14 protein-coding genes are annotated in these 14,650 nt (G+C 71.9%); 11 read left to right on the plus strand and 3 right to left on the minus strand.

Annotated elements, in window-relative coordinates; translation table 11 throughout:
- Window positions 1-152: 152 nt before the first annotated feature.
- The 9 genes from D9V36_RS35545 (at window position 153) to D9V36_RS35585 (ending at window position 9,337) form a co-directional block, all read left to right on the plus strand.
- On the plus strand, window positions 153-1,169 hold the full coding sequence (locus D9V36_RS35545) for a sugar-binding transcriptional regulator (RefSeq protein WP_129297385.1): 1,017 nt from the start codon (window positions 153-155) through the stop codon (window positions 1,167-1,169).
- Between the two features lie 229 nt (window positions 1,170-1,398).
- Complete coding sequence (locus tag D9V36_RS35550) at window positions 1,399-1,866, plus strand: ribonuclease domain-containing protein (protein WP_129297386.1); 468 nt, start codon at window positions 1,399-1,401, stop codon at window positions 1,864-1,866.
- Window positions 1,863-2,306, plus strand: a complete 444-nt coding sequence (locus D9V36_RS35555) for a barstar family protein (protein WP_129297387.1) — start codon at window positions 1,863-1,865, stop codon at window positions 2,304-2,306. The genes D9V36_RS35550 and D9V36_RS35555 overlap by 4 nt, the downstream gene beginning before the upstream one ends.
- Window positions 2,307-2,496: 190 nt before the next feature.
- Window positions 2,497-3,960, plus strand: coding sequence for a GuaB1 family IMP dehydrogenase-related protein (locus D9V36_RS35560; RefSeq protein WP_129297388.1), 1,464 nt, complete (start codon window positions 2,497-2,499; stop codon window positions 3,958-3,960).
- 388 nt (window positions 3,961-4,348) lie between these two features.
- Window positions 4,349-5,812 carry an amino acid permease gene (locus tag D9V36_RS35565; protein ID WP_129297389.1) on the plus strand — a complete coding sequence of 488 codons (1,464 nt, stop codon included), beginning with the start codon at window positions 4,349-4,351 and terminating at the stop codon, window positions 5,810-5,812.
- A 10-nt stretch (window positions 5,813-5,822) separates the two neighbouring features.
- Window positions 5,823-6,278: an Lrp/AsnC family transcriptional regulator gene (locus tag D9V36_RS35570; RefSeq protein ID WP_129297390.1), complete on the plus strand. Its 456-nt coding sequence runs from the start codon at window positions 5,823-5,825 to the stop codon at window positions 6,276-6,278.
- Between the two features lie 53 nt (window positions 6,279-6,331).
- Window positions 6,332-6,532: a hypothetical protein gene (locus D9V36_RS35575; protein WP_129297391.1), complete on the plus strand. Its 201-nt coding sequence runs from the start codon at window positions 6,332-6,334 to the stop codon at window positions 6,530-6,532.
- A 145-nt stretch (window positions 6,533-6,677) separates the two neighbouring features.
- On the plus strand, window positions 6,678-7,493 hold the full coding sequence (locus D9V36_RS35580) for a carbon-nitrogen hydrolase family protein (protein ID WP_129297392.1): 816 nt from the start codon (window positions 6,678-6,680) through the stop codon (window positions 7,491-7,493).
- A gap of 143 nt (window positions 7,494-7,636) precedes the next feature.
- A complete protein-coding gene (locus D9V36_RS35585) occupies window positions 7,637-9,337 on the plus strand; it encodes a flavin monoamine oxidase family protein (RefSeq protein ID WP_129297393.1) in 1,701 nt (566 codons plus the stop codon).
- A 108-nt stretch (window positions 9,338-9,445) separates the two neighbouring features.
- Here the strand turns inward: D9V36_RS35585 and D9V36_RS35590 are convergent, their stop codons facing one another.
- Complete coding sequence (locus D9V36_RS35590) at window positions 9,446-10,207, minus strand: DUF5995 family protein (protein WP_277753531.1); 762 nt, start codon at window positions 10,205-10,207, stop codon at window positions 9,446-9,448.
- A 292-nt stretch (window positions 10,208-10,499) separates the two neighbouring features.
- On the opposite strand from D9V36_RS35590, the gene D9V36_RS35595 reads away from it, so the two are divergent.
- Window positions 10,500-11,885: a uracil-xanthine permease family protein gene (locus D9V36_RS35595; RefSeq protein WP_129297394.1), complete on the plus strand. Its 1,386-nt coding sequence runs from the start codon at window positions 10,500-10,502 to the stop codon at window positions 11,883-11,885.
- A gap of 117 nt (window positions 11,886-12,002) precedes the next feature.
- Here D9V36_RS35595 and D9V36_RS35600 read toward each other — a convergent pair whose 3' ends face one another.
- Entirely contained in the window at window positions 12,003-12,554 is a 552-nt protein-coding gene (locus D9V36_RS35600; RefSeq protein ID WP_129297395.1) for an SMI1/KNR4 family protein, read from the minus strand.
- Between the two features lie 237 nt (window positions 12,555-12,791).
- On the opposite strand from D9V36_RS35600, the gene D9V36_RS35605 reads away from it, so the two are divergent.
- Entirely contained in the window at window positions 12,792-13,280 is a 489-nt protein-coding gene (locus tag D9V36_RS35605) for an acyl-CoA thioesterase (RefSeq protein ID WP_241721157.1), read from the plus strand.
- Window positions 13,281-13,417: 137 nt separating this feature from the next.
- On the opposite strand, the gene D9V36_RS35610 is transcribed toward D9V36_RS35605, so the two are convergent.
- Window positions 13,418-14,647, minus strand: a complete 1,230-nt coding sequence (locus tag D9V36_RS35610) for an MFS transporter (protein ID WP_129297397.1) — start codon at window positions 14,645-14,647, stop codon at window positions 13,418-13,420.
- Window positions 14,648-14,650: the final 3 nt, after the last annotated feature.

Here is a 14,650-nt window from a genome sequence, read left to right on the forward strand (position 1 = left end):
GCCGCCCGTTGTACGGGGCGCAACCGAGCGTTCACGAGGGTCGGGACGGTCGTGGTCCCCGTTGCCGCCGGGTTTCTGAAAGGATGAGCAAAGACTCGATCAGATGCGCAAAAGGGGAGAATTTCGTGGTAGCCAGCCGCCCACAGTCCGGAATGGGCCCTGCCGAGCTGGTGCAGGCCGCGGCCATGGCCCGCCGTTTCTATCTTGAGGGCAAGTCGAAGATCCAGATCGCGGAGGAGTTCGGCGTCAGCCGGTTCAAGGTCGCGCGGGTGCTGGAGACCGCCCTGGAACGTGATCTCGTACGGATCGAGATCCGGGTGCCCTCCGAGCTGGACGCCGAACGCTCCGACGCCCTGCGGGCCCGCTACGGCCTGCGGCACGCGGTCGTCGTCGAGTCGCCCGCGGACGCTCCCCCCGCCTTCGGCGGCCAGACGCCGCCCGACGACGCCGCGGACCCGGAGAATCTGGGCGAGGTCGCGGCCGATCTCCTCGGTGAGCTGGTCACCGAGGGCGATGTGCTGGGGCTGGCGTGGGGCCGGTCGACCATTCACATGGCGGCCGCGCTGCACCGCCTCCCGCCGTGCACCGTGGTGCAGTTGACCGGTGTGTACGACGCCGGTACCGCCGACCGCGGCTCGGTCGAGGCGGTGCGCCGGGCGGCCGATGTCGCCGGCGGCGAGGCGCATCCGATCTATGCGCCGATGCTGCTGCCCGACTCGGCGACCGCCGAGGCGCTGCGCCGCCAGACCGGGATCGCCCGTGCGTTCGAGTACTTCGACAAGGTCACCGTCGCCTGTGTCTCCATCGGTTCCTGGGAACCGGGCGTCTCGACCGTCTACGACATGCTCTCCGAGCAGGAGCGGGAGCACTACGCCTCGCTGGGGGCGGCCGCCGAGATGTCGGCGCACCTCTTCGACGCCGAAGGACGCCGGATCGGCCGGGACCTCGGCGAGCGCTGCATCACCGTCGAGGCGGACCGGCTCCGCCGTATCCCGGAGGTCGTCGCCATCGCCGGCGGCCGGCGCAAGGCCGACGCGATCGGCGCGGTGCTGCGCTCCGGGCTGGTGACCAGCCTGGTCACGGACACCGCCGCGGCCGACCACCTGCTGCTGGAGACCGGCCCCGGGCCGCGCCCCGCACTGGACCGGGCGGACCCTGACGGGGCGTGACCCGCGCCGCCGGGCGGGACGCGGCGGCGGACGGCCCCGCGTGACCGGCCCGCCGCCCCGCCGCCCCGTCCGTACGTGGGGGCACCCGCCCGTGCGGACCGCCCCGGCCGCCTCGCCACCCCGCCCGCTGCTCCGCCTCTGCGCGGACCGCCCCGCCGCCCCACGCCCGTGCACCCCTGGCGCCGGTCACCGACGAGCAGCCTGCGCAGCCCTGTGACAGCATCGGCGCATGGTGATCCGCTCCGTCCCGCGCCGTGCCGCCGCTGTCCTCGGCACGCTGCTCGCCGGGCTGCTCCTGGTGCTGACCGGCTGCGCCACGGGCGGTGGCGCGGGCGGGAGTTCATCCGGATCGCCGCGGTCCGCCGCCACGGCCGCGGCCGATGCGCCGGGCCCCTCCGGCGCTCCGGACCGGCCCCGGGGCATGCCGGTCGTGCCGGCCGGCGCGCTGCCCGTCCAGGCGCGGGACACCCTCCGGCTCATCGATGCCGGCGGCCCCTTCCGGTATCCCCAGGACGGCACCGTCTTCGGCAACCGTGAGCGGCTGCTGCCCCGTCAGCCGCGCGGCTACTACCACGAGTACACGGTGCCCACGCCCGGTTCGCCGGACCGCGGAGCCCGCCGGCTCGTCGCCGGACGCAGCCATGAGACGTACTACACCGACGACCACTACCGGACCTTCAAGGCGGTGCTTCGATGACGGGTTCCGTGCCCCGGCCGCTCGCCGCGGTGCTCGACGGACGTACGCCCCCCGGGGTGCTGCCCTGGCCGGCGGAGCGCTCGGTGGCGCAGGCGCTGGCCGCCGCGCGGGACGCCGGCTGGACCGGCACGTCCCTGGACCTGGAGGGGGTCACGGACAAGGCCGCCTTCATGGAGCGGTGCGCCCGCGCCCTGCGGCTGCCGGACTGGTTCGGCCGCAACTGGGACGCGCTCGCCGACTGCCTCACCGATCTGTCCTGGTGCCCCGCCGACCGCGGACGGCTGCTCGTCGTCACGGGCTGGCAGGGCTATGCGGCCGCGTCGCCGGACGAGTGGAGCGTCGTCGAGGGTGTCCTGGCGGATGCGGTGGGCTACTGGCGTGACACGGACACCGGGCTGGCCGTGATCATGGCCAGGGGGCGGGACCGGCAGGGCGTCTAAGGACCCGCCCGGCCGCCGGCGCACCGGGCCTGACCGGCGGCGATGCGGTGCGGCCCGGCGAGCGGCGGAGCACCCCCGCTCCGGCGTGGCTCTCCCCGCCGTTCAGAGCGCCCTTGGCGGATCGCACACACGGCCGGGGAAAGCCTCGGATTATCACATGAGCCCTGGTCAGGGCCCGTATCCTGGCCGTATGCGATTCCTGAATCCGAAGAACGGCGCGCTTGAAGAGAGTTCTTCGGTGCCCTACGACCTGACCTACGACGATGTGTTCATGGTGCCCGGCCGCTCCGCCGTGGGCTCCCGTCAGGGAGTGGACCTGTCCGCCCATGACGGGACCGGTACCACCATTCCTCTCGTGGTCGCCAACATGACGGCGATCGCCGGCCGCCGGATGGCCGAGACCGTTGCCCGCCGTGGTGGTCTGGTCGTCATTCCGCAGGACATCCCGCTCGATGTCGTCACCGACGTGGTGACCTGGATCAAGCGCCGCCATCTGGTCCTGGACACCCCGATCGTGCTGTCCCCGGTCGCGACCGTCGCCGACGCCCTCGCGCTGCTGCCCAAGCGGGCGCACGGCGCGGGCATCGTCGTCGAGGGCGGCCGCCCGATCGGCGTCGTCACCGAGCACGACCTGGCCGGGGTGGACCGCTTCACCCAGGTGGCCGAGGTCATGTCCAGGGACCTGCTCGTGCTGGACGCGGACATCGACCCGCGGGAGGCCTTCAACCGCCTGGACGCCGCCAACCGCAAGCTCGCGCCCGCCGTCGACGCGGACGGCATGCTGATCGGCATCCTCACCCGCAAGGGCGCCCTCCGCGCCACTCTGTACACCCCCGCCACGGACGCCAACGGCAAGCTGCGGATCGCGGCCGCCGTCGGCATCAACGGCGATGTGGCAGGCCGGGCCAAGGCGCTGCTGGACGCCGGTGTGGACACCCTCGTCGTGGACACCGCGCACGGCCACCAGGAGTCGATGATCACCGCGGTCCGGGCCGTCCGCGGGCTGGACCCGCAGGTCCCGATCGTGGCGGGCAACATCGTCGCCGCCGAGGGCGTCCGCGACCTGATCGAGGCCGGTGCGGACATCATCAAGGTCGGCGTCGGACCGGGTGCGATGTGCACCACCCGGATGATGACCGGCGTCGGCCGGCCGCAGTTCTCCGCGGTCCTGGAGTGCGCCGCCGAGGCCAAGAAGTTCGGCAAGCACGTCTGGGCCGACGGCGGGGTGCGCCACCCCCGCGATGTCGCGATGGCGCTGGCCGCGGGCGCCTCCAACGTCATGATCGGCTCCTGGTTCGCCGGCACCCTCGAATCGCCCGGTGACCTCCAGCACACCGCCGACGGCCGGCCGTACAAGGAGAGCTTCGGGATGGCCTCCGCGCGTGCCGTGCGCAACCGTACGAGCGACGAGTCGGCCTACGACCGGGCCCGCAAGGCACTCTTCGAGGAGGGCATCTCCACCTCGCGGATGTTCGTCGACCAGGCGCGCCCCGGCGTCGAGGACCTGATCGACTCGATCATCGCGGGGGTCCGCAGCTCCTGCACCTACGCGGGCGCCGGCTCCCTGGCGGAGTTCGCCGACAAGGCCGTGGTCGGCGTGCAGAGCGCCGCCGGCTACGCCGAGGGCAAGCCGCTGCACGACAGCTGGAACTGACCCGCCACGGGACGTAAGGGGGTGTCTCCCCGTCCCGGCACCGCCGCTCACCGGCCCCGCACCGACTCGGTGCGGGGCCGTTCGGCTATCCGGAAGCCGGGCCCCCGTTCCGCCGCACCCCCTCGGAGCCCGTACGATCGAACACCGGCGCGCAACGAACGGCCGCCCGGCGTACCGGTGCGCAACGATCAGTCGCCGTTGCGCAAGGAACCTGCATTACGGCAGGTCAGCGGCGGGCCGTAAGGTCATGCGCTGTACGTGGAGTGACGGAGTCCGTCTGCTCGGCGGTCTCCTGCTGCGGGTTGCTTCGGCATGCCCGTGTACCGACCGCTGCCGGTCGCCGTCCCCCGTATCTCATCTGATCGGCAGCGATAAAGGAGCCACCCCAGTGTTGGAGCACGGCGCAGCCCCACCCGCAGGGCCCCCACCGCAGTCCTCCGGAGGCCTCGGCACCCGGTTGATGCGGCGCAAGCCCGTAGAGCGGCTGGTCGCCGAGGGCGGCAAGGGCGAGGGGGGCACGCTCCGCCGCTCGATGGGCATGTGGCAGCTGACCATGATCAGCATCGGCGCCACGCTCGGCACCGGCATCTTCGTGGTCCTCGGCGAGGCCGTCCCGGACGCCGGGCCCGCGGTCATCCTCTCCTTCGTCATCGCCGGTATCACCGCCCTGTTCTCCGCGCTGTCCTACGCGGAGCTGGCCGGCACCATCCCGGTCTCCGGATCCTCGTACTCCTACGCCTACGCCACCCTCGGTGAGCTGGTCGCCTGGGTCTGCGGCTGGTGCCTGATCCTGGAGTACGGCGTCTCGGTCGCGGCCGTCGCCGTGGGCTGGGGCCAGTACCTGAACGAGCTGCTGGACGGCACGCTGGGGGTCACCATCCCGGACGCGCTGTCCCAGCCGCCCGGTGACGGCGGTGTCTTCAACCTGCCGGCCCTGCTGGTCGTGCTGCTGGCGATGGTGTTCCTGCTGGGCGGGGCCAAGGAGAGCGCCCGCGCCAACACGATCATGGTCATCGTCAAGATCGTCGCCCTGCTGCTGTTCTGCGGCGTCGCCGTGCAGGGCGTGAAGTCGGGCAACTACGCGAACTTCATGCCGATGGGCATGGCGGGTGTCAGCGCGGCCGGCGCCACCCTGTTCTTCTCGTACATCGGCTTCGACGCCGCCTCCACCGCCGGTGAGGAGGCCAAGAACCCGCAGCGCGACATGCCGCGCGCCATCATGCTCTCGCTGGTGATCGTCACCGCGCTGTACTGCCTGGTCGCGGCCATCGCCGTGGGCGCGATGCCCTGGCAGAAGTTCAAGGGCTCGGAGGCCGCGCTCGCCGGGATCATGAAGGACGTCTCCGGCCAGAGCTTCTGGGCCGTGCTGCTCGCCTTCGGCGCGGTCATCGCCATCGCCAGCGTCGTGCTGACCGTGCTCTACGGCCAGACCCGCATCCTCTTCGCGATGTCCCGGGACGGGCTGGTGCCCAAGGTGTTCGCCAAGGTGCACCCGAAGAGCGGTGCGCCGCGGGCCAACACCGTGATCGTCTCGCTGTTCTGTGGCATCCTCGCCGCCGCGGTGCCGCTGGGCCAGCTGGCCGACGCCACCAGCATCGGCACGCTGTTCGCCTTCGCGCTGGTCAATATCGCGGTGATCGTGCTGCGCCGCACCCGCCCCGATATGCCGCGCAGCTTCCGGACCCCGCTCTCGCCGCTCTTCCCGGCGATCGGTTTTCTGCTGTGCCTCTACATGATGGGCAGCCTCGGCGCTGTGACCTGGGTGGTCTTCGGTGTCTGGATGGTCGTGGGCCTTGTGGTCTACTTCGGTTACGGCTTGCGCCGCTCCCGATTGGCCACCGCAGAGAAGTGATCCACCCGCAGTGCGACTGAACGAACTCGACGAACGCATCGTCCACGCCCTCGCCGAGGACGCCCGCCGCAGCTATGCCGACATCGGCCAGGAGGTCGGGCTGTCCGCGCCGGCCGTCAAGCGCCGGGTGGACCGGCTGCGGGCCGACGGCGCGATCACCGGCTTCACCGTACGGGTCGATCCGGCCGCGCTGGGCTGGGAGACCGAGGGGTTCATCGAGATCTACTGCCGCCGCAACACCTCGCCCGAGGCGATCCACCGCGGCCTGTCGCGCTACCCGGAAGTGGCGTCCGCCTCCACCGTCACCGGTGAGGCGGACGCCGTCGTCCAGGTCTTCGCCTCCGACATGCGGCACTTCGAGCGGGTGCTGGAGCGCATCGCGGGCGAACCGTTCGTCGAGCGGACCAAATCCGTCCTGGTGCTCTCGCCGCTGCTGCGGCGCTACAGCTCAGGGGCGCCGGGCTGAGGGCCGTCCCGTACGCCTCCTCCCCGCTCGCCGGACGCGGGCTGCGGCGCACGGTGATCGCCGCCGTCCCGACCTTCGCCGCCTCGCTGCTGATGGTCCGGGACACCGACGCGGTCGGCCTGGTCAATGCCCGGATCGGCGGCTCGACGGTCCGCGGGCGGCCCCCTCGTGCGCACCCTGAGGGCCCGGCGGCCACCGGAGCGCGGCCGACCCGCACCGGATGCCCGGGTGTGCACGGGCCTGCCGCCCCCTGACGCCTGGCGCGCAACGAATCTTCGAACAGTCCCTTGAACGCGCAACGAATCATCCCTCGGCGCGCAACGGTGACTCCTTGTCCCGCCTCGTCGGCGGCCCGTACCGTCAATGCGTCCACCCGCACCGTCCGCGCCGAGGGGTCCCATGACGTCGCTGCACACCGCCCTGCTCCAGAGTTCGGGCCGGCCCGGCGATGTCGCGCACAATCTGCGGGTCCTCGACGGCGCGGCCCGCGAGGCGGCGGCGACCGACGCCGGACTGCTCGCCTGCCCCGAGCTGTTCCTCACCGGCTACGCCATCGGCGCCGACGTCCACCGCCTCGCCGAGAGTGCCGACGGCGACAGCGCCCGGGCCATCGGGAAGATCGCCGCCGAGCACGGCATCGCGGTGCTCTACGGCTATCCCGAGCGCGCCGCGCAGGACGAGACCGACAGCGCCGCGGTGTACAACTCGGCGCAGCTCATCGGGCCCGACGGCAGGCGCCTGGCGAACTACCGCAAGACGCATCTCTTCGGCTGCTTCGAGCACGAATGGTTCACCCCGGGAGAGCACGCCGTCGTCCAGGCCGAGCTGGCCGGCCTGAGGATCGGCCTGCTGATCTGCTACGACGTGGAGTTCCCGGAGAACGTCCGGGCCCATGCGCTGGCCGGCACCGATCTGCTGCTGGTGCCCACCGCGCAGATGCACCCCTTCCAGTTCGTCGCCGAGTCCGTCATCCCGGTCCGCGCCTTCGAGAACCAGATGTACCTCGCGTACGTCAACCGGGTCGGCGCGGAGGGCGAGTTCGAGTTCGTCGGCCTCAGCTGCCTGGCCGGCCCGGACGGTGTCGTCCGTACCCGCGCCGGCCGCACCGAGCAGCTGGTACGGGCCGAGGTCGACCCCGCCTTCCTGAAGCAGTCCCGGGCGGACAACCCGTATCTGCACGACCGCCGGCCGGAGCTGTACGGCCCGCTGACCTGATCCGGTCTCGCTCCACCCCTGATCCGACCCGCCCGACCCCCCTCTGATCCGCCGCAGGCCGACCCCCCTGTCCGCCGTGGGCCGGACCACCCGGCCCGTGCCGCCCTGCCTGCTGTGCCCCGTCTGCAAGGAGCCCGCCCCCGATGACGTCCACGGTGCCCACCGCCGCCCACCACGCGGATGCCCAGCCGCCGATCACCATGTTCGGCCCGGACTTCCCGTACGCCTACGACGACTTCCTCGCCCACCCGGCGGGCCTCGGCCAGATCCCCGCCACCGAGCACGGCAAGGAGGTCGCGGTCATCGGCGGCGGCCTCTCCGGCATCATCACCGCCTACGAGCTGATGAAGATGGGCCTCAAGCCTGTCGTCTACGAGGCGGATCAGATAGGCGGCCGGCTGCGGACCATCGGCTTCGACGGCACCCCGGCCGACGCCGCGGGCCTGACCGCCGAGATGGGCGCGATGCGCTTCCCGCCGTCCTCGACGGCGCTCCAGCACTACATCGACCTGGTGGGCCTCGCGACCACGCCGTTCCCCAACCCGCTGGCGCCGGACACTCCCTCGACCGTCGTCGACCTCAAGGGCGAGTCCCACTACGCGCGTACGGTCGACGACCTCCCCGAGGTCTACCACCAGGTGATGGACGCCTGGAACGCCTGCCTGGAAGAGGGCGCGGACTTCTCCGACATGAACCAGGCGATCCGCGAGCGCGATGTCCCGCGCATCCGCGAGATCTGGTCCCGACTCGTCGAGAAGCTCGACAACCAGACCTTCTACGGCTACCTCTGCGACTCGACGGCCTTCAAGTCCTTCCGCCACCGGGAGATCTTCGGCCAGGTCGGCTTCGGCACCGGCGGCTGGGACACCGACTTCCCCAACTCCATCCTGGAGATCCTGCGGGTCGTCTACACCGAGGCCGACGACCACCACCGCGGCATCGTCGGCGGCAGCCAGCAGCTGCCGCTGCGCCTGTGGGAGCGCGAGCCCGCGAAGATCGTGCACTGGGCGCCGGGCACCTCGCTGTCGTCGCTGCACGACGGGACGCCGCGGCCCGCGGTGACCCGTCTGAACCGCACCGCCGGCAACCACATCACGGTGACCGACGCCGACGGCGACATCCGCACCTACCAGGCCGCCGTCTTCACCGCGCAGTCCTGGATGCTGCTGAGCAAGATCGACTGCGACGACTCGCTGTTCCCCATCGACCACTGGACGGCGATGGAGCGCACCCACTACATGGAGTCCAGCAAGCTCTTCGTACCCGTCGACCGGCCGTTCTGGCTCGACAAGGACGAGGACACCGGCCGGGACGTCATGTCGATGACGCTGACGGACCGGATGACCCGCGGCACCTATCTGCTCGACAACGGGCCGGACGAGCCCGCGGTCATCTGCCTCTCCTACACCTGGTGCGACGACAGCCTCAAGTGGCTGCCGCTGGACGCGAACGAGCGGATGGAGGTCATGCTGAAGTCCCTGTCGGAGATCTATCCGAAGGTGGATATCCGCAAGCACCTCATCGGCAACCCGGTCACCGTGTCGTGGGAGAACGAGCCCTACTTCATGGGCGCCTTCAAGGCGAACCTCCCCGGCCACTACCGCTACCAGCGCCGCCTGTTCACCCACTTCATGCAGGACCGGCTCCCCGTGGACAAGCGGGGCCTGTTCCTCGCGGGCGACGACATCTCCTGGACCGCGGGCTGGGCCGAGGGTGCGGTGCAGACCGCACTGAACGCGGTGTGGGGCGTGATGCACCACTTCGGCGGTGCGACCGATGCCACGAACCCGGGCCCGGGAGATGTCTACGACGAGATCGCGCCGGTCGAACTGCCCGAGGACTAGGCACCTTCGGGGCCGGGGCCGGGGCCGGCGTCAGGGCCGGTCGCACACGGTGTCCCCGTAGGCGTCCGGGGGAGACGCCGCGACACGGTGGCCGGGGTGGTGGCCGGATCAGCCGGGCAGTGGAGTCAGCAGCATCCGCCCGACCAGGCCCACCCCGGCGTCCAGCCGCTCGGTGAGCTCTTCGGCCACCTCCGGCAGCCGGCGTACGCCCCACAGCGCCCTGGCCGCCACCCAGGCGCCGTCCCTGGCCTTGTCCAGGCTCCACGACCCGATCAGATGCGTCAGCGGATCGGCCACGTCCAGCACATCGGGACCGGGCATCAGCTGCTCGCGGATCCGCTCCTCCAGGCCGGTCAGCACCCCGCCGACCCGGTCGAAGTCGCTTTCCAGCACGGCCGGTTCGCAGTCCAGCGCCCGGCAGGTGTCCAGCACCGCCAGCGCCAGATCGTGGCCGATGTGGGCATTGATCCCGGCCATCGCGAACTGCAGCGGGTGCACTCCCGGATGGCGGCGGAGCTGGAAGAGCGGACGCCAGCAGGCCGGTGGCCGCAGTCCGGCGGCGGTGGCGTCCACCGCGTCGAAGTACCGCCGCGCGAAACGCACGTCCAGCTCGCCCGCGGCCGCCGGGTCCTGGAACGCGCCGTCCCCGATCTGCCGCGCCACCGCCTCGGTGACCGCCAGGTAGACCCCGTTGAAGACGGCCACCCCGTCCTCGGCGGGCAGCGCCTCGGCCAGCGCCCGCATCCGGGCCAGTACGTCCGCCACATCCGTCACGGCCGCGGGCGCCGGTCGGGCGGGCGGCCCGGCGGCGGGTCCTGTGAGCGGGGCGGCCGGCCTGCCACGGATGTCATAGCGCTGAGTCGTCGTCATCCACTCAGCGTGACACCCCGGTTACGGATAGAGAGGCCGGCTCCCGCTCGTTGACCGGAACGAGGTAACCCGCGGCGCGCCTCGTTGTGACGCGGGGAGTGGACGCGGGTCGCCGCCGGGCTGCGTCAGGTCGCGTCAGGTCGCGTCGGACCGCGTCGGACCGAAGATTCCTCGGATGCAGTGCGGCGACTCCACGGGTACCCGGCGGCTTCAGTTTGTCCAGAAGCAGTCGTTCGACTATGAATCACCTCGGCTCTGTGACGTGCAGGGCGTCGCGGAGTGGAGAGTGATCATGGCCGGCTTCGGGTGGACAGTGCATGGAGACGGGCGGCATCTCAAGCCCGGCGAGGTGGTCAGGCCCGGGGAGCGCCTGACGTGGGGGCGGACGATCGCGCTCGGCGCCCAGCATGTCGTCTCGATGATCGGGGCATGTTTCGTCGCCCCCGTGCTGATGGGTCTGGACCCCAGCCTTGCCCTGATGGCGTCGGGTGTGGCCACCGCACTGTTCTTGGTGATGACCCGCGGGCGCATCCCCAGCTACCTGGGCTCCTCGCTCTCCTTCGTGGGCGTGTCCGCCGTGATCGCGGGCCAGGGGGGCGACGCCGGGACGCTGACGGGGGCGATGCTCGTGGTCGGTGCCGCTCTGGCCGGCTGCGGCATCGTCATCCATGCCGTCGGGGCGCGGGTGATCCATGCCGTGCTCCCGCCGGTGGTGACCGGCGCGGTCGTGATGCTGATCGGGTTCAACCTCGCCCCCGTCACGGCGTCCACGTACTGGCCGCAGGACCAGTGGACGGCGCTGGCGACGATGCTGTTCACCGGACTCGCGCTCGTCGTGCTGCGGGGCTTCTGGTCGCGGATCGCCATCTTCCTGGGCCTGGTCTTCGGCTATGCGCTGTCCTGGATCCTTGACCGCACCGCGGGAAAGATCCACTCGGTCAACGGTGCGGGCAAGCTCACGGACCACTGGCGCATCGACTTCTCGGGAGTCGCCAAGGCCGACTGGATCGGCCTTCCCACGTTCCACGCACCGAACTTCTCGGCCTCCGCGGTCCTCGTCGCGCTGCCGGTGCTCATCGCGCTGATCGCGGAGAACGCCGGGCACATCAAGGCGGTCGGTGCCATGACCGGTGACCCCTTGGAGGACAAGATGGGCGTGGCCATCATCGCCGATGGCACCGCAACGGTCCTGTCGACCGCGGTGGGCGGCCCCGCCACCACGACCTACGCCGAGAACATCGGCGTGATGGCGGCCACCAGGGTCTACTCCACCGCGGCTTACTGGGCGGCGGCCGGCTTCGCCCTGCTCTTCGGCCTGTGCCCGAAGTTCGGCGCGGTGGTGGCGGCGATTCCCGGCGGGGTGCTGGGCGGTATCACCGTCATCCTCTACGGCATGATCGGTCTGTTGGGAGCCCAGATCTGGGTGCGGAACAAGGTGGATTTCTCGGTCCCGCTGAACCTCATTCCCGCGGCGGCCGGGATCATCATCGCGATCGGTGGTGTCTCGTTGAAGTTCACCGAGCACTTCGAACTGAGCGGCATCGCCCTGGGGACACTCACCGTGCTCACCGGCTACCACGCCCTGCGCTGGCTCTCCGGGGCGGCAGGCCGGTCCCGCACGCCCCTCCTCGACGCCGGGACCAGCGAGTACACGGAGCCCACGGACGGAGAGGGCTGACCCGACGCGGGCACCCCCGACGCCCGCCGGGCCCGGCCGGCTCACGGCGCGAAACGCGCGCCGGTCCGGGCCGGTTCGAGCGGACGAGGCCGTGGCCCCGGACGGCGTGCGGCGCGGTCACGGACTCCGCAGCCACTCGGTGTACCAGTCGCGGAAGCCGGGGCTCACCGGGACGAAGCCGCCCCAGTCCGGGTCGATCCGCCAGATCTCGCCCGCTCGCGGGCCGGTCAGGATCAGCCGGATGAACATGCCGCAGCCCTCTTCGGCCAGCATCAGCGTGCCCCGGGTCAGGTCGCCGGCCGATGCGCCGATCGGGCCGGGCAGGGGTTCGGTGAGGGGGAACGGGGCGGCGAGCCGGCCCGGCAGCCGGTCCTCTTCCCACTCGTCGTCCACGGCCCATTCGTCGCCGGCCTCCGGCCGGGGGGTGGTCAACGGCATCAGCCCGTGACCGGGGCCTGCGGGGCCGTTGCCCACCACCGCGACGAAGGACCGGTACTCCGCCGGCAGGGCGACCCCGTGGGCTTCCTCGAACGCCCTGATCTCCGCCTCCGGCAGCGCGGGCGCCAGCTCGTACCGGTGCGCATCCGCCCCGAAGCGCGCCCGCTCCCCGTCCTGCGCTGCCATCTCCCGTATCCGGGTGCGTACGGTGCCCTCGCCCCAGCTCTCCATCCAGGGACCGTAACAAAGGGTGCCCGCCGGTCCGGTTCCACAAATGGTGCCCCAGTGGATCCGCCGATCCGCCGATCCGCCGATCCCGGCCCGCCGGGGCTCCCTCCCGGCGGACGGAGCATCCTAAGCGGCCGCTTACGATGGCTTCGGTTCGTCATATGAATGCCACCCGCACCGTCGGCACCCTCCGCAACCACCAGCGCCGGCCGGCGCCCCCAGACCCCAGGAGCACCACCCGTGAGCGTCGAAACCCTGCAGACCACCACCGTTCCCTACGGCGAACTGGTCCCCGTCACCGTCCACTTCGACGACCTCGACGCGCTCGGCATGCTCCACAACTCCCGCTACCCGCTGCTGGCCGAGCGCGCCTGGGCGGAGTACTGGCACGGCCAGGGCTTCAGCTTTGACGGCGACTGGGCCGCCGCGGGCGATATGTGCAACGTCATCAAGGAGATGCAGGTCTCCTACGAGCGCCCCCTCACCCGTCCCGGCCGCTATGCGGCACACCTCTGGGTCGCCCGCCTCGGCCGCACCGGCCTCACCTACGGCTTCCGGCTCTGCTCGGCCGACGGCAGCGAGACCTACGCCCACGGCCACCGGGTGCTGGTCCGCGTCGATGCGCAGACACTGCGCCCCACCCCCTGGTCCGACCGCGCCCGGACCGTCGCGGCGCAGCTGCTCCGCCCGGAGGAGCCGGACGCGAGCACCGAGGCGGACGCGGCCTGACCCGTCGGCGATCCGGAGCGGCAGGGCTCACCATCGCAGCCGTAGGCGATCCGGACCGGGCTCACGGCCGAAGTCTCCGGTGACCGGGAGCTGCCGGGCTCACGACTGCAGCCCTCTTCCGTCCTGGAGCGACCGGCTCACGACCGTTCCAGGTCGCCGGTCATCGCGCGGGTCCTGCCGGACGCCGTACGGCTCGGCACCCGCAGGACCCGCGCGCCCAGTACCAGCCCGCACGCCAGCGCCGTCACCAGCGTGAACGACGCCGTCAGCGAGGTCGCCTGGGCGATACCGCCGATCGCGGACGGGGCGATCAGTCCGGAGGCGTAGGTGATCGTGGCGACACCCGCGATCGCCTGGCTGGGCGCGGGACCGCTGCGCGCGGCGGCCGCGAAGGCCAGCGGCACCACGACCGCGACCCCGAGGCCCATCAGGCCGAATCCGCCCATGGCCATGGCCGGATGCCGGGCCGCGATGATCAGCAGCCCGCCCGCCGCGGCCAGCACCCCGCCGGCCCGCACCGTGTGCACCGGGCCGAAGCGGGCCACCACCTTGTCCCCGGCCAGTCGGGCGGCGGCCATGGTGCAGGAGAAGGCGGTGGTCGACGCGGCCGCCAGGCCCGCATCGGTACCCAGTTCGTCGCGGAGGTAGACCGCTGACCAGTCCAGCCCGGCGCCCTCCGCGAAGACCGCGCAGAACCCTATGGCCCCGATGAGCAGCGCCGACCTCGGCGGCAGCGCGAAGCGCGGCGGCGGATGCTCCTCGGGGGCGCTGCGCAGATCCAGTACCCCCTGGCAGGCGAGCGCACCGAGCAGGGTCAGGACGAGCGCCGCACCGGCCAGATGGAGCCGGGCGTCCCACCCGGCGTGTGCGGCGACGGTGCCGGCCGCCGAGCCGAGCAGGGCGCCCGCACTCCACATGCCGTGCAGCCCCGACATGATCGGTTTGCCGAGCCGGTCCTCGGTCTCCACGCCCAGCGCGTTCATCGCGACGTCCGACGTCCCGGCGGCGGCGCCGTACAGCAGCAGTGCCGGGCACAGGGTGTACAGGTTGGGGGAGAGGGCGGGCAGGAGCAGTGACAGGGTCCACAGGGCGAGCAGGCCGCGCAGCGCGGTGCGGGCGCCGAAGCGGTGGCTGATCCGGCCGGCCAGCGGCATCGCCAGGGACGCGCCGATCGCGGGGAAGGCGAGCGCCAGGCCGAGCCGGCCCGGGGAGATGCCGGTGTGGTCCTGGATCCAGGGGATGCGGGTCGCGAAGTTGCCGGTGACCGAGCCGTGAACGAGGAACACCAGTGCCACGGAGCGGCGGGCGCGACACAGTGCATCGCGGGGGAGCGGGGTGACGTCGTGGGGGACACCGTTGCCAGCCATGGG

It is taken from the genome of Streptomyces lydicus, assembly GCF_004125265.1.
Lineage (GTDB): Bacteria > Actinomycetota > Actinomycetes > Streptomycetales > Streptomycetaceae > Streptomyces > Streptomyces lydicus_C.

What these genes read in the sequence shown, in the direction of transcription:
- D9V36_RS35545 (WP_129297385.1), top strand. Translation starts at nt 153, where the DNA reads ATGGGCCCTGCCGAGCTGGTGCAGGCCGCGGCCATGGCCCGCCGTTTC.
- D9V36_RS35550 (WP_129297386.1), top strand. Translation starts at nt 1,399, where the DNA reads ATGGTGATCCGCTCCGTCCCGCGCCGTGCCGCCGCTGTCCTCGGCACG.
- D9V36_RS35555 (WP_129297387.1), top strand. Translation starts at nt 1,863, where the DNA reads ATGACGGGTTCCGTGCCCCGGCCGCTCGCCGCGGTGCTCGACGGACGT.
- D9V36_RS35560 (WP_129297388.1), top strand. Translation starts at nt 2,497, where the DNA reads ATGCGATTCCTGAATCCGAAGAACGGCGCGCTTGAAGAGAGTTCTTCG.
- D9V36_RS35580 (WP_129297392.1), top strand. Translation starts at nt 6,678, where the DNA reads ATGACGTCGCTGCACACCGCCCTGCTCCAGAGTTCGGGCCGGCCCGGC.
- D9V36_RS35585 (WP_129297393.1), top strand. Translation starts at nt 7,637, where the DNA reads ATGACGTCCACGGTGCCCACCGCCGCCCACCACGCGGATGCCCAGCCG.
- D9V36_RS35590 (WP_277753531.1), bottom strand. Translation starts at nt 10,207, where the DNA reads ATGACGACGACTCAGCGCTATGACATCCGTGGCAGGCCGGCCGCCCCG.
- D9V36_RS35595 (WP_129297394.1), top strand. Translation starts at nt 10,500, where the DNA reads ATGGCCGGCTTCGGGTGGACAGTGCATGGAGACGGGCGGCATCTCAAG.
- D9V36_RS35600 (WP_129297395.1), bottom strand. Translation starts at nt 12,554, where the DNA reads ATGGAGAGCTGGGGCGAGGGCACCGTACGCACCCGGATACGGGAGATG.
- D9V36_RS35610 (WP_129297397.1), bottom strand. Translation starts at nt 14,647, where the DNA reads ATGGCTGGCAACGGTGTCCCCCACGACGTCACCCCGCTCCCCCGCGAT.